The sequence below is a fragment of the Serratia sp. 25CWL12 genome (genome assembly GCF_055790885.1).
Window position 1 is genome coordinate 3,073,809 of the sequence record NZ_CM147698.1, and the last position, 18,700, is coordinate 3,092,508.

Sequence of the window (18,700 nt, forward strand, 5' to 3'; positions counted from 1 at the left end):
TGTATAAACACAGCCTCAAAAACCAGAAGTGAGATGAAAAATGATCAAACCATTGCACAAAATTTTACTGGCCTCCCTGTTTGGTTTACTGCTTGTAGGGTGCGACGACAATTCAACCCCTGAAGCGACAGAGGAAAAAGCCAGCACGCTGAACGAAAAAACTCAAAGCGAGCTCGGTACTCTTAAAGAGGCTGGCACTACCCAGGCACAAGAATTGAAAGAAAAAGCAGACGCGTTAAAAGCGGATGCAGTTGAACACACACAAAGCCTGAAAGAAGATGCCCTGAAACACACACAAAGCCTGAAGGAAGATGCGCTGAAACATACGCAAAGCCTAAAGGAAGATGCCCTGAAACATACGCAAAGCCTAAAGGAAGAGGCGCTGAAACACACCGAAACGCTGAAAGGGGATGTTAGCAACCAGGCACAATCGTGGCTTGATTCAGCCAAAGAGCAGGTCGATGCCTTCAAAAATGGGGATAGTGGCGAAGCACCACAAACTGATGGTGCAAACGATGCGCCGGAAAAATCAGAGGCCCCGTAACCGGGGAGTATCCATATATACCCAAGATAATTCGATTTGCTTGTAGGCGGCAAGTGATGGAATCCCCAGGAGCATAGCTAACTATGTGACTGGGGTGATAGAGCACAGCCAACACCCAAGCAATTTGAAGAATGACGGGTATAGGCGTCCACGGCATGTCGCTGTTCCGCCTCATGGCCACCATTCCATATGCTTAATGTAAACGGTATTAGGCGCGATTATTGAGTGAGCCGCACAAAAACAAACAGGTTACCCAGCGTTGGCTGGGTAACCTGTTTTTTTAATGTGAGAATATGAAAAGCTATAGAGACGCTTGAGAGTTACTTACGGCGCCAACTGGTACCTTGCGGCCCATCTTCCAGCACAATGTTCATCTCAATTAACCGATCGCGCGCGGCATCGGCCAACGCCCACTCTTTGGCAACACGAGCGTCGTTGCGTTGTTTGATCAGCCGCTCAATCTCCGCCACTTCGCTATCATCCGCTTGTGCGCCACTTTGCAGAAACTGCTCAGGTTGCTGTTGCAATAGCCCTAATACCTGACCCAGTTGGCGCAATTCTGCTGCCAAACCGTTAGCAGCGGCCAGATCTTCCCCCTTCAAGCGGTTAACTTCACGGGCCAGATCAAACAGCGCTGAATAAGCTTCCGGGGTGTTGAAGTCATCGTCCATCGCTTCACAAAAACGGGCTCTGAAGGCTTCGCCGCCTGCCGGTGTTGCCTCGGCATCAGTACCACGCAAGGCGGTATACAGACGTTCCAGTGCTGCACGTGCCTGTTTCAGGTTCTCTTCGCTGTAGTTCAACTGGCTGCGGTAGTGACCCGACATCAGGAAGTAACGCACACTTTCCGCGTCGTAATGGGCTAGCACATCACGAATGGTAAAGAAGTTGTTCAATGACTTGGACATCTTCTCTTTGTCGATCATCACCATACCAGAGTGCATCCAGTAGTTGACGTAAGGGCCATCGTGCGCGCAGCTCGACTGGGCTATCTCGTTTTCATGGTGTGGGAACATCAGGTCTGAGCCGCCGCCATGAATATCGAAATGGGTACCCAGTTGTTTGCTGTTCATCGCCGAACACTCAATATGCCAGCCTGGGCGGCCTGCCCCCCAAGGGGATTCCCAGCTTGGTTCACCGGGCTTGGACATTTTCCACAGCACAAAATCCATCGGGTTGCGTTTTACATCGTCAATTTCTACCCGCGCTCCCGCTTGCAACTGATCCAGATCCTGGCGTGATAATTGACCATAATGCGGATCGCTGTCGATGGCGAACATCACATCACCATTGCTGGCCACATAAGCATGATCTCTTGCCAGCAGTTGCTGGGTAATTTCGATAATCTCACTGATATGATGAGTCGCACGCGGTTCAAGGTCTGGGCGTTCAATCAGCAAGGCGTCAAAATCAGCATGCATCTCTGCCAACATGCGCGTGGTGAGTTGGTCGCAGGTTTCACCGTTTTCTGCTGCACGGCGAATAATTTTGTCATCCACATCAGTTACGTTACGCACGTAATTCAGCGAAAACCCCAGATAACGCAGATAACGCGCCACCACATCGAATGCCACAAAGGTACGCCCGTGCCCAATATGGCACAGGTCATAAATGGTTACCCCACACACATACATGCCCACTTTACCGGCATGAATAGGCTTGAATTCCTCTTTTTGACGAGTCAGGGTATTAAAAATCTTTAGCATTGGGGTATTCCGTGGTGTGCGTGATTAATGAAGATATATACACAAAATAATTCCAGTTGCATGTAGGCGGCAACTGAGCGAATCCCTAGGAGCATAGCTAACTATGTGACTAGGGTGAACGAGGGCAGCCAACACCCAAGCAACTTGAAGTATGACGAGTATAGTCCCAACCTATTGAAACCCGAAGGCGCATCTATTGCAAGAGTCAGTATGACCAGAATCCGTACAAAAATGACCCCGCTCCTGCAAACTTAAGTGGCTACGGGGATAACAATTGGGGCCAGGTGCTTAATGTGCGGCCAATTGCTGGAAAAATTCAGGATTATCCCGAATGGTAGCCAACACCTTCGCCGCCAATCCGGTCGGATTACGCCGTTTGGCTTCCCAACTTTTTATAGTATCAATGCTGGTGCCCAGTGCCTTGGCCATTTCCGCCTGAGAGACACTGAGCTGCGCTCTTATGGCACGGACATCGGCAATCTCATAACGGGTAACACGGGCCGGTGCTTTAACACCCTGCTTTATCTCTACCGCCTCTTGCAGAGAGGTTTTCAGGTCATCAAACAAGCTCATTTTACGCCTCATCTTTAAGCAATTTGGTTAATTTTCTCAGTTCGGCCTTTTCCGCGTCAGTCAGATTCTCTTTGGTACTTTTCGGGTAAGCCATCACAAAATAAATAATTTCTTGAGTCGCCAGAAAATAAATCACTCTAGCACTACTACTTTTCCCCTGAAATCCGGTGGCCATTCTGACTTTTCGTAACCCGCCGGTTTGCTGTATTAATTCCCCTTTATTCGGGGATTCGATCAACGCCTTCTGAAGTTCCTTAAGCTCATCGTCAGTTGCAATCTGCTTTATCTGTCGGGTAAACATCGAGGTCTCGATAAACACCATTCCATGACTCACTGGATCTACTCCCTTTCAAGTACAGTGTACACCAAAAAGGAGTACACTGTACCTTCCAAATTGTGCGTTGCCAAAAAGAGCGTTAACATTGCGTCACAGATCGATAATCTGCCAGGAACAACCGAGACGCTCGGCTACTGACTGATTAAGCAAAATATGCTATAAAGCCGCCTTGATTGTTCACCATCCTTTCTTATGTGACATCTCACTTTATTTTGCTAGGACAAAAACTATGGTTACTTTCCACACTAATCACGGCGATATTGTTATCAACACCTTTGCCGACAAAGCGCCGGTTACCGTTGAAAACTTCCTGAACTACTGCCGTGAAGGCTTCTACAACAACACCATTTTCCATCGTGTGATCAATGGGTTTATGGTTCAGGGTGGTGGTTTTGAGCCAGGGATGCGCCAAAAAGAGACTAAAGCCACCATCAAAAACGAAGCTAACAACGGCCTGAAAAACAACCGTGGCACCCTGGCGATGGCGCGGACTAATGACCCACACTCCGCATCAGCACAGTTTTTTATCAACTTAGTGGATAACGATTTCCTTAACTTCCGTGGCGAAAATTCCCAAGGCTGGGGCTACTGCGTGTTTGCCGAAGTGGCTGAAGGTATGGACGTGGTTGATAAGATCAAAGCGGTGAAAACCGGCCGTAGCGGTATGCATCAAGATGTCCCTGTTGAAGATGTCATCATCAACAGCGTGACTGTCACTGAGTAATCAGCGCAGCATGAGCACGCTGTTTATTGCTGATCTGCACCTCAGCACCCAGGAACCGGCGATTACTGCCGGTTTTCTGCGTTTTTTGCAACTTGAAGCCATCCACGCCGACGCGCTCTATATTTTGGGCGATCTGTTCGAAGCCTGGATTGGTGATGATGATCCTGCTCCTTTGCACCAGGAAATCGCCACCGCATTGCAGGCCTTACATCAAGCTGGCATACCTTGTTACTTTATTCACGGCAACCGCGATTTTCTTCTCGGAGAACGTTTTGCCAAGCAGAGTGGTTTAACTCTACTGCCAGAGCAACAAGTCATCGAGCTGTATGGTCGCCGCCTACTGATTATGCATGGTGATACCCTGTGTACCGATGACCAGGCGTATCAGGAATTCCGCCGTAAAGTACACCACACCTGGATTCAAAAGCTGTTTTTAGCACTACCACTGGGCTGGCGCCTGAAAATCGCCGCCAAAATGCGCGCCCACAGCCGACAAACCAATCAGCAAAAGTCTGTCGCCATTATGGATGTCAACCCACAAGCCGTTGAGCAAGCCATAAGTCACAACAAGGTGCAGTGGCTGATCCATGGGCATACTCATCGGCCAGCAGTACATTCGTTGGTGCTGGGCTGTGGTCAAGCCAACCGCGTGGTATTAGGTGCTTGGCATACTGAAGGTTCAATGGTGAAAGTCACACCAGAAGCGGTTGAGCTGATCACCTTTCCTTTTTGAATATCCCAAATAATTCGAATCATTTTTCATAAAACCATTTTATTGCTTGTACCGTGCGAAGTTTCGGTCGCCTAATGTTTTCCATTCTATGAACTGATTGCGCCTGCGACCGAATCAGGGGCCAAAGGCGTGGCCCCTGATAACCCGCGCCTTTGCCAACTCAGGCGGTCGCTACGCGACTCCCCTCACTACGCTACGGCACATCACGGCCGGCTGCTACAGACTTCCGTGTCTGTCTCGCCTAAAATCTCCCTCCCTGGAGATTTTGCCTATGCACCGCATCTGCGTTCAGCGCCTTCAATGGCGTCAACTTCCGTGCTTACCTCAACAATCATTTCATCTGCTAGCTTTTCGTCATAAAGAGGGGAACGCGAGTAATAAATTGTTTTATAAAAAATTAACTATCATGGCGTTATTTGAAATTAATATAGCACTAGAACAACGCTGCAACTTGATTGGCGACGGGTATAGTCATGAACTTCACACACGCAACCGTTTTCCTCAGCTTATAGCCATGATATGCTTTACGCCCTTATCGGGCTACCAAGCCACCCTCAGCACCTTGACAGGAGCCATACCCCATGGGAGCCAACGCCTCTTCAGCCACTCATGCTGAAGTTAAAATCGCCATTGTAATGGGATCAAAAAGTGACTGGGCCACAATGCAAAACGCGGCCGACGTTCTTACCATGCTCAATGTTCCATTCCATGTTGAAGTCGTCTCTGCCCACCGCACACCAGATAAACTGTTCAGCTTTGCCGAACAAGCCAGTGCCAAGGGTTTTGAGGTGATCATCGCCGGTGCCGGTGGTGCAGCACACCTACCGGGTATGTTAGCGGCCAAAACCCTGGTTCCGGTGCTGGGTGTACCGGTACAAAGCGCGGCGTTGAGTGGTGTTGATAGCCTCTATTCCATTGTGCAGATGCCGCGCGGCATTCCGGTAGGCACCCTGGCCATCGGTAAGGCGGGCGCAGCCAATGCTGGGTTACTGGCAGCACAAATCCTGGCACTGCATGATAGCGCGTTGGCACAACGGTTGGCGGCCTGGCGTCAGGCTCAAACTGACGAGGTGTTGAACCATCCCGACCCACGGGAGGAAGCATGAAGCCGGTTTGCGTACTGGGTAATGGCCAGCTTGGGCGCATGTTGCGCCAGGCTGGTGAACCATTAGGCATTGCAGTTTATCCGGTAGGGCTAGATGCCGAACCAGAAGCAGTGCCCTATCACCATAGCGTGATCACCGCAGAAATCGAACGTTGGCCCGAGACCCCGTTGACCCGTGAGTTGGCGACCCACAGTAATTTCGTCAACCGTGATATTTTCCCGCGTTTGGCTGATCGCCTGACGCAGAAACAACTGCTCGACCAACTCCAGTTGGCGACTGCCCCTTGGCAATTACTGGCAAGCCCCAGTGAATGGCCCCAGGTGTTTACCAACTTGGGGGAACTGGCTATCGTTAAACGCCGCGTGGGTGGCTATGATGGCCGTGGCCAGTGGCGTTTGCGCCCTGGGCAACAAGGGGAATTACCCGCAGAGGCTTATGGGGAATGTATTGTTGAGCAGGGGATTAACTTCTCTGGCGAAGTTTCGCTGGTGGGGGCCCGTGGTCATCAGGGTCAAACGGTGTTTTATCCGCTGACCCACAACCTGCATGAGGCAGGCATTCTGCGTACCAGTGTAGCGTTACCTCGCCCTAACCCGGCCTTGCAGCAGCAAGCTGAACAGATGTTGACGGCGATTCTTAACGAGCTGAACTATGTGGGTGTGATGGCGATGGAGTGCTTTATCGTCGGTGATCGCTTGTTGATCAACGAACTGGCTCCCCGCGTGCACAACAGTGGCCACTGGACACAAAATGGCGCGTCCATTAGCCAGTTTGAACTGCACTTGCGCGCCATCCTTGACTTACCGCTACCGAAACCGGTGGTGAATACCCCGTCAGTGATGGTGAACCTGATTGGTACCGCGGTAAATCTACAATGGTTGTCGCTACCGTTGGTAAACCTGCACTGGTATGACAAAGAGGTGCGTGACGGGCGCAAAGTCGGTCACCTGAACCTGAATGATCCTGAGCCCCAGGCGCTGCAACACACCTTACACGCCTTGGCCCCCCTGCTCCCCGCAGAATATCAAAGCGGTTTGGCCTGGGCGCAGGGCAAGCTGGCTCAGTGAGTTTATACTCCCTGTTTCAGCTTTCTTTGTGTGGCTATTTCCCGCAGCGATAACGGGCTTTCACCACTTGCCAGCCCGGCGATAACCGCCGGGCGAACAGTTTCGTGATTTGCGTCCTGTTGTTTCAGCAATCGCAGAGCCGAGCACATCACTTCATTCGCCGAGCCGTAACGGCCACTCTCTATCAATCGATTGATCAAAGCATCAAACTGTTCATCAAGCGTAACGCTTATTGTTTTCGCCATTATGTCCCCCAGTATTAACAACCAATCAACGCAAGATCGAAATGCTTAAACTGAGGCATGGTGTTTACTAAAGATTCCAGCCCCCCTTTGCACTATTGCTGCCCGTTAGCTTCGGCTATCGGCACAGTTCACACTGTGCCGGATTGATTATTTAGCCAACGAAAGCTTGAGGTTCACTCCTCATAGCCGCGGAACAGCGCCTTCCCGCGTAGTAAGCGCACACCTAACCAACCGCCGCAGAGGGAGAGCAGCAACGCACTGAGTAGTGGCAATGCCCACCATAGAACCGGTGTTGGTGCCCAGGGGAAGTCAAATACCTTGGCCTGCAACAGCCACAGTGCCGCTTCCGCCCCCAGTGCGGCGGCAATACCGGCCACCAGCCCCAGTAAGGCGAACTCGCACCAGAGTGTGCCGCGAAGTAAGCGTTTGCTCGCCCCCAAGGTACGGTAGACCACCAGTTCTTGTCTGCGCTGGCGCATCCCCACTTGTACCTGCGCCATCAGTAACAGGCCACCACACACCACCACCAGCACCACCATCACTTCCAGTGCACGGCTGACTTGCTGCAACACACCGCCTATTTGATGCAGAATGGCGCCAATATCCATCAAGCTCAAGGTGGGGAACTGGCGATTAAGTTGCGTCAGTAATTTGCCATCTCCCTGATAACGGAAGCTGGTCAGCCAGGTTTGTGGTTGCCCATCCAGCCCGCCCGGTGGGAAGATAAAGTAAAAATTCGGCTTCAGGCTTTCCCAATCCACCTGGCGCAAGCTGGTTACTTTAGCGCTAAATGCCTGGGTATCACCGCTGAAGGTTAATGTATCCCCCAGTTTGACCTTTAACCGCTCAGCCAACCCTTGATCCATCGATACTTCACCCGGCTTTGGTGGCCAGCTACCGGCAGTAAGCGGGTTGTGGTCTGGCTGTGTGGCTTGCCAGGTGAGGTTAAGCTCGCGGTTGATGGCCTCCCAACCGGGGTCTTCCTCACGAACTCTTTCTGTTGCCAGTTGTTGGTTAATCTCAGTCAAACGCACCCGCACGATGGGGTAAAAAGCCTGCTCTGGCAGTTGGTGCTGCTGCAAGAAGGCTTTAACCTGTGGCACTTGCTCAGTGGTGATATTCATCAAGAAATAGTTGGGGCTACCCGGCGGTAATTGTTGTTGCCAACGGTCAAGCAAGTCACCCCGTAATACCAGCAACAAGGCCAACAGCATAAACGACAGCGAAAACGCCGCCAGTTGGCTGACTGTCACCCAAGGTTGATGCAACAGACGATTCACCGCCAAACGTAATGCCAAGTTTTTCAGCGTGATGCGCCGCAGCAGCAGTAGGCTACCCCAGCCAATCCCCCCCAAGAGCAGGGCCAACACCACGATGCCAGCCAAAATAGCCCACAGTAACTGGCTAGCCCCCATCAGTAGCGTCAGCGACAACACCACCACCAGCAGCGTAATTGGCAAGAAGTAACGCAGTGGCCAGACGTTGGCTACCACATCTCGGCGCAAAACACGCAGCGGTTGCGTCGCTAACAATTGTCGGTAGGGCCGCAGACCAACCAGTAACGAAATCATTACCAATGCGCCCAGCGCCCACAGCCATGGCCAAGCCCCGGCGGCGGGGAGTTTCCCCGGTAGCACCGGTGACAAAAGGCGGATCAACAGCGTTTCAAAACCCAGGCCAATCAAGCTGCCACAGACCCCGGCTAACAGCAGCACCGCCAGCCACTGGCCAACGATCAGTTTGCTTAGTGCCTTGCGCCCTGCCCCAAGGGTTTTTAATACCGCAACCAGATCATAACGGCTGCGACAATAGTGGCTCATGGCCACCGCGACCGCTGCAACCGACAATAACAGCGTCAACAGTGCCGAAAGCAGCAAGAACTGTTGTGAGCGCTGCAACGATTTCCCCAGCGCACTGCCGGAATCTTCCAGCCCGTACCAACGCTGGGAAGGTTTCAATTGTGGTTCCAGGTACTGTTCAAAATGTTGAATATCTGTCGCTGAACCGGCAAACATATAGCGGTAAGTCAGGCGGCTACCGGGCTGCACCGCGCCGGTTTTATCCACATCCGCCAGGTTGATGATGATGGTAGGCGCGGTCCGGAAGGGGTTAAAACCGGCATCCGGTTCCTGGATGATTTCACCGGCAATGCGTAAGGTGGTATCCCCTACATCGAGATTATCGCCCACGTTCAGCCCCAACAACGCCAACAGACGCGGTGCCACCAACACGTTGCCCGGCTCCGCTTTAAGGTTATCCGGGCGGGTTTGCAGTTTGCCATACAGCGGATAGAGATTATCGGTCGCTTTGACATTCGCCAGTTGCGGGGTATCGCCCGCATAAGTCATGGTGGTGAAAGACAACTGGCGGCTGACCTGCAACCCCTGCTGGCGGGCAGCCTGTAACCACGCCTCTGGTGCCGGGCGCACGGTGCGCAATACCCGGTCACCCGCAAGATAATCACGGCTTTGCTGGCTTAACCCTTTATCCATACGGTCACTGATACTGCCCAGCGCCAACACACAGGCCACCGACAGCGTCAGGGCCAACCAGACAATTAGCAGTGCCGGTGAGCGCCACTCACGCCAGAACCAACGCCAGATCATGCTTCCTCCCACAATTTGCCATCAGACAAACGTAACCGCCGTTGGCAGCGTGCCGCCAAGGTTTCATCATGGGTCACCAGGATCAGGGTGGTGGCGTAGTCACGGTTGAGGGAGAACAGCAGATCGGCAATGCGCTCACCGGTTTGGCGATCCAGGTTGCCAGTGGGTTCATCAGCAAACAGCACTTTCGGGCGGCCACTGAAGGCACGAGCCAGTGCCACGCGCTGCTGTTCGCCACCAGAAAGTTGCGCCGGCAAATGATGGAGGCGCTTACCCAGCCCTAGCTGTTGCAGCAGTTGAACTGCCTGTTCACGGCTTTGGCGGTCACTTTCACCCCGTAGCAGTGCGGGCAATTGCACGTTCTCCAAGGCATTCAGGGTGGGTACTAACATAAAAGATTGAAAAACAAAACCGACGGCTTTGGCCCTCAGCGCTGCGCGCCCTTCTTCATCCAGTTGGGGGAGCGACTGCCCCAATAACTGCACCTCCCCGGCGCTACCATCATCCAACCCGGCAAGGATCCCCAGCAAGGTTGATTTGCCGGAACCGGACTCGCCAATCAAGGCAATTGTCTGCGCGGGTTTGACAACCAGCTCGACTCCGGTAAGGATGGTAAGCTGATGCTCACCCTGACCAACGTGTTTACTAAGATGATGGACTTCAAGAACGTTTTCCGCTGGCATCTTTCCTTCCTTTTGCTGTTGGGATTGTTCAGTTTACCTGCTACTGCCGCCAATACGCTGTTGATTTTGGGCGACAGTTTAAGTGCTGGCTATAATTTACCGCTGGCCGAAATCTGGCCAACCCGGTTGGCGAATCAGTGGCAGAAACAACCTGGCCACCCGCAAGTGATCAATGCCAGTATCAGTGGTGATACTGCTGCTCAGGGGTTGGCACGCTTGCCTGCGCTGTTACAACAGCATCAACCTCGCTGGGTGTTGATCGAACTGGGGGCCAATGATGGCCTGCGTGGCTTCCCGGCCCCCGATATTCAACGGGATCTCGGCAAGATTATCACACAAGTACAACAGGCCGGGGCTAAACCCCTGTTGATGCAAATTCATATTCCGCCCAACTATGGCCGCCGCTACACCGAGTCATTCAGTGCCATCTACCCGGCGTTAGCCAAGCAGTTCAGCATTCCATTATTACCCTTTTTTATGGAACAGGTGGCGATAAAACCGCAATGGATGCAGGATGATGGATTACATCCTAATCAGGATGCCCAACCGTTTATCGCCAATTGGATGGCGCAACAGTTGGAACCATTAGTAAATCATGAGTCTCACTAAATAGCGTTGTTAACTAGGTAAAGTTATGCAAAAAGCAGTCTTGATAACCGGTTGTTCCAGCGGGATTGGGTTGATTGCCGCACAAGATCTACATCGCCGTGGCTATCGCGTGCTGGCCGCCTGCCGCAAACCCCAGGACGTGGAAACAATGCGTGAACTTGGGCTGGAAGGCATTGAGCTTGATTTGGACGATAGCGCCAGCGTTGAGCGTGCGGCAGCACAAGTCATTGAGCTCACCCAAGGGCGGCTGTATGGCCTGTTCAACAATGCCGGGTTTGGGGTTTATGGCCCGCTGAGTTCCGTTTCACGCCAACAGTTGGAGCAGCAATTCTCGGCTAATCTGTTTGGCACTCATCAATTGACCCAATTGCTGTTGCCCGCCATGTTGCCTCACGGTGAAGGGCGTATCATTCAGACCAGTTCGGTGATGGGGTTGATCTCCAGTGCCGGCCGTGGTGCTTATGCCGCCAGCAAATTCGCCCTGGAAGCTTGGTCAGACGCGTTGCGTATGGAACTGCACGGCAGCGGCATTCAGGTGAGTCTGATTGAGCCGGGGCCACTGACTACCCACTTTACCCAGAATGTTAATCAAGTAAAAAGCGATAAACCGGTGCACAACCCGGGTATCGCCCGGTTTCTGACCTTGCCACCCGAAGCAGTGCTACCAAAATTGCGCCATGCGTTGGAAAGCCGCCGAGCCAAGCTACGCTACCCGGTCACGTTGCTGACTTATGGCATCTCGATTTTACGCCGTCTGTTACCGGGGCGAGCGATGGATTGGGTTTTACGTAGTAATGGTTAATAGATTGATAGGGCAACGGTTGAAGCGCCGCCGTTTGCCCCCATTTACATAACTGTGCCTAATATCGAACCACTTTAAGTATCAGATGATGGGCATGATGCGGAACGCCGACACGCCGTGAACCCATCCGTGGGGGCTCGTATCGCGCATCCCTGCGCTCCACGGTCGGCTAACCGGCATGCTGCTCATCTGTAGCACGATTAGGTGCCCCCATTTAGCATAAAAATGGTACCACCAGATAAAATAGAGAGAACCTATGCTAGCTCAAGCTGTTGTCGTTGATATTAATGAAACCAATCTGCACCAAATGCTGGAGCAGTCAGTGTCCACGCCGGTGCTGTTCTATTTCTGGTCAGATCGCAGCCAGCACTGTCTGCAACTCACCCCAATACTGGATAAGCTGGCAGCGGAATATGCCGGCCAGTTTATTTTGGCTAAAGTCGACTGCGATGCAGAGCAGATGATCGCCTCGCAATTTGGGCTTCGCTCGATTCCAGCTGTCTATCTCTTCAAAGATGGGCAACCGGTGGATGGTTTTCAAGGGCCACAACCGGAAGAGGTGATTCGTGATTTCCTGCAGCCTTTCCTGCCAAAAGCGGAAGACCTCAAACTGACAGAAGCCACTCACCTGCTGGGGGAAGGCCTGGCAACAGAGGCTTTACCGCTGTTGAAAGAGGCTTGGCAAATCAGTAACCAGCGCAGTGATATCGGCCTGCTGTTGGCAGAAACGCAAATTGCCCTCAACAAGGTGGAAGAGGCCAATAGCGTACTGGCGACTATTCCGCTACAAGATCGCGATACCCGTTATCAAGGGTTGGTGGCCGAAATTGAGCTGATGAAGCAGGCGGCTGACACACCAGAAATCCAGCAGTTGCAGCAGCAAGTGCAGCAACAGCCGGAAAATGTCGAGCTGGCCGTGCAACTGGCTTTGCAATTGCATCAGGTTGGCCGTAATGAAGAGGCGTTGGATCTGCTTATGGGGCATTTGCAGAAAGATTTAGCGGCAGCCAATGGCAATGCTCGCAAAATGCTGATGGATATTCTGGCCGCATTGGGAACCAGCGATGCACTGGCTAGCAAGTACCGTCGGCGACTCTATTCGTTGCTGTACTAAACATTGCTGTACTAAACAAGGAACGCTTATGCTGCAACTTCACCAGTTTGCCTTAGTCAATGGCAAAAACATCAGCCCGTTCTGCTACAAAGTCGAGCTCTATTGCCAGTTGGCTGGCATTGCTTATCAAGCAGTGCCAGATATGCCGCAAAAGGCACCACTGGGGAAGTTGCCCTTTATTATCGATCAGGATAAAACCATCGCCGACAGTGGTGCGATCATCGATTATCTGAAAGCCACTTACGGCGACCCGTTGGATAGTTCACTGACCGAACAGCAACGCAGCCTAGGCCATTTACTGCGCCGAACCTGTGAAGAGAGCCTTTTCTTCACACTGACTTATTCGCGCTGGGTGGATGACGTTTACTGGCCAATAGTGAAAAATCTGTTGTTCGCCAGACTCCCCCCTATTGTGCGCCATATTGTGCCCTACATGGTGCGGCGCAGTATTCGTAAAGCACTCTGGGGCCAAGGTTATGGCCGCCATAGTAAAGAAGCTATTTATGCCTTGGGGGCTGCGGATCTGGCCGCCATCGCCGCCTGTCTAACGCAAACGCAGTTTGCTGTCAGTGATACCCCAACCTCTTTTGATGCGATGTTGTACGCTTTTATCGACAATATTGTTACCAGTCGCCTCGATAGCCCGCTAAAAACTAGCGCGCTGCAGCACCCGTCACTAATGCAATATCATGCCAATATGCAGCAGTTACTGGCGACCAAGCGTGAACAACATTAATGCCGTTACCAATAACGCAAGAGGGCTGGGTTAACCCGGCCCTCTATTTAATGCAACCTATCTATCGCAATGGGTTATTTACGGCGTAATAGAGGTGCCGGCAGTCCCTATCAGCACTGACTCAATATCTTTCAAGGCACCAATATGAGCGACTTTGCCACTGCGTTGCACAAAGCGGCTGACTGCCATGATCTTTGGCCCCATGGCACCATCCGCCACGGCGAGCGGTGCCAATTCCTGAATAGTGGCAGAACGAATCGCTTGTTGCTGTGGGCTCCCCCAATGCCGATAAACTGCATCCGCATCGGTGAGGATCAGCAGGTGGTCTGCGGCCAGTTCTTCCGCCAACAGCGCCGAGGCCAGATCCTTATCAATCACCGCCTCGCTACCGCTCAGGCCATGCTCAGCTTCCACCATAGGAATGCCGCCACCACCACTACAGACCACAATGTGGTTTTGGGCCAATAGCAATTTAATCGCTGCTATATCAATAATTTTTTTAGGCTCAGGTGAAGGAACCACGCGGCGCAGATATTTCCCGTCCAACTTCATGCTCCAGCCATATTGCTGCTCCAGCTCACGCTGTTGCTGAGGCTGATACACTGGCCCGATAAATTTGCTGGGCTGCTGGAATGCGGGATCCTGGCTATCCACCAATACCCGTGTCAATAATGTAGACACCGGTTGGTCAGGATGAAACGCGCCTAATTGTTGTGCCAGCATATAGCCAATCATCCCCTGACTTTCAGCCACCAGAATATCCAGGGGATAAGGGGGCACATCACGATAAGCGAGGTTTTGTAATGCCAATAAACCCACTTGCGGGCCGTTACCGTGCACAATAGCAATACGATATTTCTTTGCCAGCTTGCCAATAACATCAGCAATTAATGCAATGCTCTGGTACTGGTTCTCTGCGGATAATACCGCTCCGCGCTGTAATAGGGCATTGCCCCCTAAAGCAATGACTAATGTTTCCATGTCAACACCTATTTTTTAGTAAAATATACTCGTCATACTTCAAATTGCATGTGTGTTGGCTTTCCTCGCTCACCCCAGTCACTTACCAGTGTAAGCTCCTGGGGATTCTCTGCGTTGCCGCCTTCCTGCAACTCGAATTATTTAGTGTATATAGCCATCGTGATTAAAACTGCGTCACGGGGTAAATTGAGTTAATTTAAAGTTAATGAAGGTAATTAATGGTCATTACCCCTAGCCAAATACCCAATAACGTATCGGCACCAGAAAAATGCCCCATGTTTAACAGTTCACGGATAGATTGCGTTAATTCTCTGGGCTGAATTAAAGCCCGAGCCAATAGCTGTAACGCGGTAGAGAAAACACCTTGTTCAGCAAATTTTAAATAATGCTCGCTGACCAATGTGGTTAAGTTATGCAGTGGCTGGCTAGCCGCAAAAAAAGGCGGTAAGCAGGCCACATCCACCCGGCTATCAAGATGTGCGGTCAACAACATCCCGACCAGGGTATCGTCGTTACTTGGTGTTAACCCCGGCCCTTTGCCAACAACAGCGCTCCAATCAACGGCCTGCCCTTGCAACCAGGCACAAAACTTTTGCTGCAGTTCCCGGGTTTCGGCAACCAGTGGTTGCTCAACAATCTGTTGCAAACGACCAAACAGACCGGTACTGGCTGGTTCATCAGCCAGTAGGGTCGCCAAGGGTGCCAGAGGGATTTCATCACGTAGATTCAGATAAAGATTCAGACGTTGATGATGACGATAGATGCAGATATCATCTATCTGGATCCCAGCCTGAGAAAGCTGGCAATCATCAGCCGCTAGCAGGCTATCGGATAACTCGTCGAAATCACTCGCTGCTATTTCCCACCCCATCGGACTCAACCCGCATCCTTCACGGTGCAACGTCAATAACCGGCCATGGGGTGAAAGAAAATTGATCGCCTTGTTGAAGCGGCCGACACAACGTAGTGGACCATAATCTTGGGTGGCATGGTGGCTGACAGCTAACGCAGTGATATCCATCGACTCCCCTGTGCCCAGGTTGCCCTGGGCACCTCCATCGTTACTCACGGATGCCTAATTTTTCAGCCAGGGCTTCGATAGCTTTTTCAAAACAGCCAAGTGGCGCCCGCACGGTACCCGCGCCAATCTGCCCAACGCCCGCTTCCCGGTGCGCGATGCCGGTATTAATTAACGGCGTGATACCGGTTTCTACCACCCGGCGCGCATCTAACCCCAAACAAGCCCCTTGGAAATCCCAGGTAGGTATTTGCAGCATCATGTTGCGCTCCAGATAAATCTCTGTCATTTCCTCTGAGATATCGATAGCCGCACTCATGCCGCCCGTTGCGCCAACAAAGCGGGTCACACCCGGTGCCGCAACCATGGCCGCACCGCCGATACCAAAAGTCTCAGTAATGGCGCTATCACCAATATCTGGGTTGGCATCCGCCTGGCTGTAGCCAGAGAAGAACAACCCTTCAGGCATATTGACCGGTGCAGTAAACCACTGGTCACCCATCCCACTAATTTTAACCCCAAAATTTTTGCCATTACGCGTCATAACCGTCACGATGCTGCCCTGTTTGATTTCAGCGCCCGCATCCATCGCCGCCTTGCAATAGGCCATCGCCAAGTTGAGGAAGAATTGGTCAGTAATACTAAGGAACTGCATCACCTTGCCTAATTCGCTTTTATCACGATCCAGCAAAGTGATTTGAGGGGCCAATTGGCGCATCAACAACGCTGAAGCGGCAATATTACGCTGGTGGAACTCGTCACCCATGGTGATCGCCTGAGCCATCAAAGCGGTCAGGTCGATGCCGCCATCAAATTTAGCCAGAGCCTCTTTCAACACCGGTGCCAATGAATCACGCATCCAGCGCAGACGCTCCTGCACATCGGGCCCGTAGGCACCAAAACGCATTACCTTGCCGATCCCTTCGTTCATGTTGCAATAGGCATAGTTACCATGAACGCTATCTTTTACCACCACCATCGGCATGTGTGCCGAGGTAATCCCCCCCATTGGCCCAACAGCACTGACGTTGTGGCAGGGAATAAATTCAATCTCGCCGTTTTCGAGCAGAGACTGTGCCTGTTGCTCGTTATCTGCCCATTGTTCAAACAGGCAGGCACCAATACAAGCACCGCGCACCGGGCCACTCATTTCTTGCCAGGTCACTGGCGGCCCAGCATGCAACAGCTTTCTGCCCTGAGCCAGTTGTGGGATAAGATTTTTTGCCAAATCAACATCTTGCCAATGAGGGCGAGCTTCACGGATCCTGGCGATAACGGCAGCATTTGCTTGTTCAATAGATGCGTACATATCAATCCCTTACTTTAATTTTTTCAGTATATTAGCCAATCGTTGATTGCCACCGGCAACCGGAGCCCACTGGTAGTGGACTACTGAAATATCATTGGTTTGCAGGTCATCAGCAAAACTGCGTAGACCTGCGTTGATCACCGCAACACCGGCCAACATGGCAGGCACCGGTTCGCTAACGCCAAGCCGTGGGGGCGCAATGAGCTGGCAAGCTAACTGCACGGCTTCCGGCAGTGAGTTCATGACCGCGATACCCGCTTCACTCAGGGTGGTAATCTGCTTGGAGCGCTGTTGTGGATCCTGTTCAGTCCCGGTCACCGTGGCAATAACCGCCAAGGGATGAGCCTCGCCGCGCTTTTCACGCAGGCGTTTAACCTCGTTAACCAGCGAACCCGCAGGATCTTCCTGCGCGCCATAGCCAATCACCACATCCAGCAGTAACACACCAACCTGGGGCTGTTGAGCCAGACGAGCAATTTCCTGATTACGGGTTGAAGGGTCAATCATCGGGTGTGGCTTGCCCTGGGTGTAAAAATCATCACCCATATCGATAATGTGGTGCCCGTCGGCATTAAGCATTGAGCCCTGGTGGTGTTTACTGTCCCCCTCAAGGCCCAGTTGTTCCCCCAGCAGCATGGCGCATTCAGCCGCCAGGGTGCCGCCCGCATAGAAACCGCAGATTTTGCTGCCACAGACAGCCGGTTGCTGAGCAGCCATTTGTTGTACATGGGCCAGCATGGCAGCCAGACGTGCCGCCTCATCCAGCGTGGCAGCAAAGGTAATATTATCTTCTTGTTGCTTGGCTGCCCGGGTACCCAGGAATAATGCCACCACCGGCTTACCCAGTGTTTTCATCTCTGCAATCACCCGCTGGCGTACCTCTGCAGCGGGTGGCTTGGAGACAAATGCCAATACCCGGCTCTGAGGATCCGCCGCCAGCATACGCAACGCACTGATGGCACTGATCCCCCCACCTCGGCGGTTAAATCACGCCCCCCTAAACCGATCGCATGGGATAACCCCTGCCCAGCCAGGGTAATTTGTGACATCAGTTCCTGAATGCCGGTACCAGAAGCACCGATGATGCCGATGGTTCCCTGCGGGGCGACGTTGGCGAAAGCCAGCGGTGCCCCTGCGATGCTGGCAGTGCCACAGTCAGGGCCCATAACAATCAACCCCTTGCTACGCGCCTTGGTTTTGAGTGCCACCTCCTGTTCCACACTGACGTTGTCAGAAAACATCATCACATTGCAGCCATCCTCCAACGCTTGATCAGCCAAACCTGCCGCATATTCACCCGCAATGGAAATCAGCGCCATATTGGCCTCTGGTAACTTCTGCCTGGCCATACGCCAACTACGGGCTTTGAGCAGACGTTTCCCCCCTGCTGCCCTTGGGCAATCGCCTTCAATGCGGCCTCCAACGATTCACTGATCTGCTCAGTAATATGGCTATCTGCGGAGTCTGCTTTAATCGCCACACAAATATCATTCGGGGTTGCTTCGCTAAATTGCGCATGCCAGAAGCCCGTGGCTTCAAGTAGTGATTTATTCGCTGGTGTCCCCATCATCACCGAGATTTCTTCGACGTCAGGTGATTCACTGAGTTTACGGGAAATTAGCATCAGGCTAACCGAATCCTGAAAGCTCCCTTTTTTTATAAAAGCATGGACCATAGTGATATCCTTAATACAGCATGTGAGCCTTACCCTCATTTGTTCATAACAGGTAAGCACTAATATTTTTATTCGCCTATTTACTTTCAAAAAATTTAATTTTCTCCTTTCAAGCTACAAATAAAAGCCCCG

At 52.1% G+C, this 18,700-nt stretch carries 18 protein-coding genes and 1 pseudogene; 9 read left to right on the forward strand and 10 right to left on the reverse strand.

What is annotated here, in order from left to right; all coding sequences use genetic code 11:
- Positions 1–40 precede the first annotated feature (40 nt).
- On the forward strand, positions 41–544 hold the full coding sequence (locus tag ACX9GV_RS13205) for a hypothetical protein (RefSeq protein WP_473195842.1): 504 nt from the start codon (positions 41–43) through the stop codon (positions 542–544).
- 320 nt (positions 545–864) lie between these two features.
- Here ACX9GV_RS13205 and cysS read toward each other — a convergent pair whose 3' ends face one another.
- The 3 genes from cysS to ACX9GV_RS13220 all read right to left on the reverse strand — a co-directional run bounded on the left by cysS (position 865) and on the right by ACX9GV_RS13220 (position 3,157).
- Complete coding sequence (gene cysS / locus ACX9GV_RS13210; protein ID WP_473195843.1) at positions 865–2,250, reverse strand: cysteine--tRNA ligase; 1,386 nt, start codon at positions 2,248–2,250, stop codon at positions 865–867.
- A 288-nt stretch (positions 2,251–2,538) separates the two neighbouring features.
- A complete protein-coding gene (nadS, locus tag ACX9GV_RS13215) occupies positions 2,539–2,823 on the reverse strand; it encodes a NadS family protein (protein ID WP_023492362.1) in 285 nt (94 codons plus the stop codon).
- Position 2,824: 1 nt separating this feature from the next.
- The gene (locus ACX9GV_RS13220) at positions 2,825–3,157 is read right to left on the reverse strand and encodes a type II toxin-antitoxin system RelE/ParE family toxin (RefSeq protein WP_473195844.1); all 333 of its coding nucleotides are present in this window, start codon (positions 3,155–3,157) and stop codon (positions 2,825–2,827) included.
- A 232-nt stretch (positions 3,158–3,389) separates the two neighbouring features.
- Here ACX9GV_RS13220 and ppiB point away from each other — a divergent pair, with 232 nt between their 5' ends.
- The 4 genes from ppiB (at position 3,390) to purK (ending at position 6,790) form a co-directional block, all read left to right on the forward strand.
- Complete coding sequence (gene ppiB / locus ACX9GV_RS13225; RefSeq protein ID WP_023492365.1) at positions 3,390–3,884, forward strand: peptidylprolyl isomerase B; 495 nt, start codon at positions 3,390–3,392, stop codon at positions 3,882–3,884.
- Positions 3,885–3,894: 10 nt separating this feature from the next.
- Positions 3,895–4,617 (forward strand): UDP-2,3-diacylglucosamine diphosphatase, encoded by a 723-nt coding sequence (locus ACX9GV_RS13230; RefSeq protein ID WP_473195845.1) that lies wholly within the window; start codon positions 3,895–3,897, stop codon positions 4,615–4,617.
- A gap of 581 nt (positions 4,618–5,198) precedes the next feature.
- A complete protein-coding gene (purE, locus tag ACX9GV_RS13235) occupies positions 5,199–5,723 on the forward strand; it encodes a 5-(carboxyamino)imidazole ribonucleotide mutase (RefSeq protein WP_473195846.1) in 525 nt (174 codons plus the stop codon).
- Complete coding sequence (gene purK / locus ACX9GV_RS13240; protein ID WP_473195847.1) at positions 5,720–6,790, forward strand: 5-(carboxyamino)imidazole ribonucleotide synthase; 1,071 nt, start codon at positions 5,720–5,722, stop codon at positions 6,788–6,790. Before purE ends, purK begins: the two co-directional genes overlap by 4 nt.
- A gap of 2 nt (positions 6,791–6,792) precedes the next feature.
- Here the strand turns inward: purK and ACX9GV_RS13245 are convergent, their stop codons facing one another.
- The 3 genes from ACX9GV_RS13245 to ybbA all read right to left on the reverse strand — a co-directional run bounded on the left by ACX9GV_RS13245 (position 6,793) and on the right by ybbA (position 10,324).
- The gene (locus ACX9GV_RS13245) at positions 6,793–7,035 is read right to left on the reverse strand and encodes a type II toxin-antitoxin system ParD family antitoxin (protein ID WP_473195848.1); all 243 of its coding nucleotides are present in this window, start codon (positions 7,033–7,035) and stop codon (positions 6,793–6,795) included.
- A gap of 173 nt (positions 7,036–7,208) precedes the next feature.
- On the reverse strand, positions 7,209–9,641 hold the full coding sequence (gene ybbP / locus ACX9GV_RS13250; protein ID WP_473195849.1) for a putative ABC transporter permease subunit YbbP: 2,433 nt from the start codon (positions 9,639–9,641) through the stop codon (positions 7,209–7,211).
- Entirely contained in the window at positions 9,638–10,324 is a 687-nt protein-coding gene (gene ybbA, locus ACX9GV_RS13255) for a putative ABC transporter ATP-binding protein YbbA (protein WP_023492373.1), read from the reverse strand. The genes ybbP and ybbA overlap by 4 nt, the downstream gene beginning before the upstream one ends.
- On the opposite strand from ybbA, the gene tesA reads away from it, so the two are divergent.
- The 4 genes from tesA (at position 10,295) to ACX9GV_RS13275 (ending at position 13,585) form a co-directional block, all read left to right on the forward strand.
- Positions 10,295–10,933 (forward strand): multifunctional acyl-CoA thioesterase I/protease I/lysophospholipase L1, encoded by a 639-nt coding sequence (tesA, locus tag ACX9GV_RS13260; protein ID WP_473198038.1) that lies wholly within the window; start codon positions 10,295–10,297, stop codon positions 10,931–10,933. The two genes, ybbA and tesA, sit on opposite strands and share 30 nt — an antisense overlap.
- A 25-nt stretch (positions 10,934–10,958) precedes the next feature.
- Complete coding sequence (locus ACX9GV_RS13265) at positions 10,959–11,735, forward strand: SDR family oxidoreductase (RefSeq protein ID WP_023492376.1); 777 nt, start codon at positions 10,959–10,961, stop codon at positions 11,733–11,735.
- A gap of 256 nt (positions 11,736–11,991) precedes the next feature.
- Entirely contained in the window at positions 11,992–12,849 is an 858-nt protein-coding gene (locus tag ACX9GV_RS13270) for a co-chaperone YbbN (protein ID WP_473195850.1), read from the forward strand.
- 28 nt (positions 12,850–12,877) lie between these two features.
- Entirely contained in the window at positions 12,878–13,585 is a 708-nt protein-coding gene (locus tag ACX9GV_RS13275; RefSeq protein ID WP_473195851.1) for a glutathione S-transferase family protein, read from the forward strand.
- Between the two features lie 78 nt (positions 13,586–13,663).
- Here the strand turns inward: ACX9GV_RS13275 and ACX9GV_RS13280 are convergent, their stop codons facing one another.
- The 4 genes and pseudogenes from ACX9GV_RS13280 to ACX9GV_RS13295 all read right to left on the reverse strand — a co-directional run bounded on the left by ACX9GV_RS13280 (position 13,664) and on the right by ACX9GV_RS13295 (position 18,568).
- Positions 13,664–14,566, reverse strand: coding sequence for a carbamate kinase (locus ACX9GV_RS13280; RefSeq protein WP_473195852.1), 903 nt, complete (start codon positions 14,564–14,566; stop codon positions 13,664–13,666).
- 202 nt (positions 14,567–14,768) lie between these two features.
- Positions 14,769–15,635 carry an oxamate carbamoyltransferase subunit AllH family protein gene (locus ACX9GV_RS13285; RefSeq protein WP_473195853.1) on the reverse strand — a complete coding sequence of 289 codons (867 nt, stop codon included), beginning with the start codon at positions 15,633–15,635 and terminating at the stop codon, positions 14,769–14,771.
- Positions 15,628–16,893 (reverse strand): YlbE family protein, encoded by a 1,266-nt coding sequence (locus ACX9GV_RS13290; RefSeq protein ID WP_023492383.1) that lies wholly within the window; start codon positions 16,891–16,893, stop codon positions 15,628–15,630. Before ACX9GV_RS13290 ends, ACX9GV_RS13285 begins: the two co-directional genes overlap by 8 nt.
- A 9-nt stretch (positions 16,894–16,902) precedes the next feature.
- Positions 16,903–18,568: pseudogene (locus ACX9GV_RS13295) on the reverse strand (acyl-CoA synthetase FdrA).
- Between the last annotated feature and the right edge of the window lie 132 nt (positions 18,569–18,700).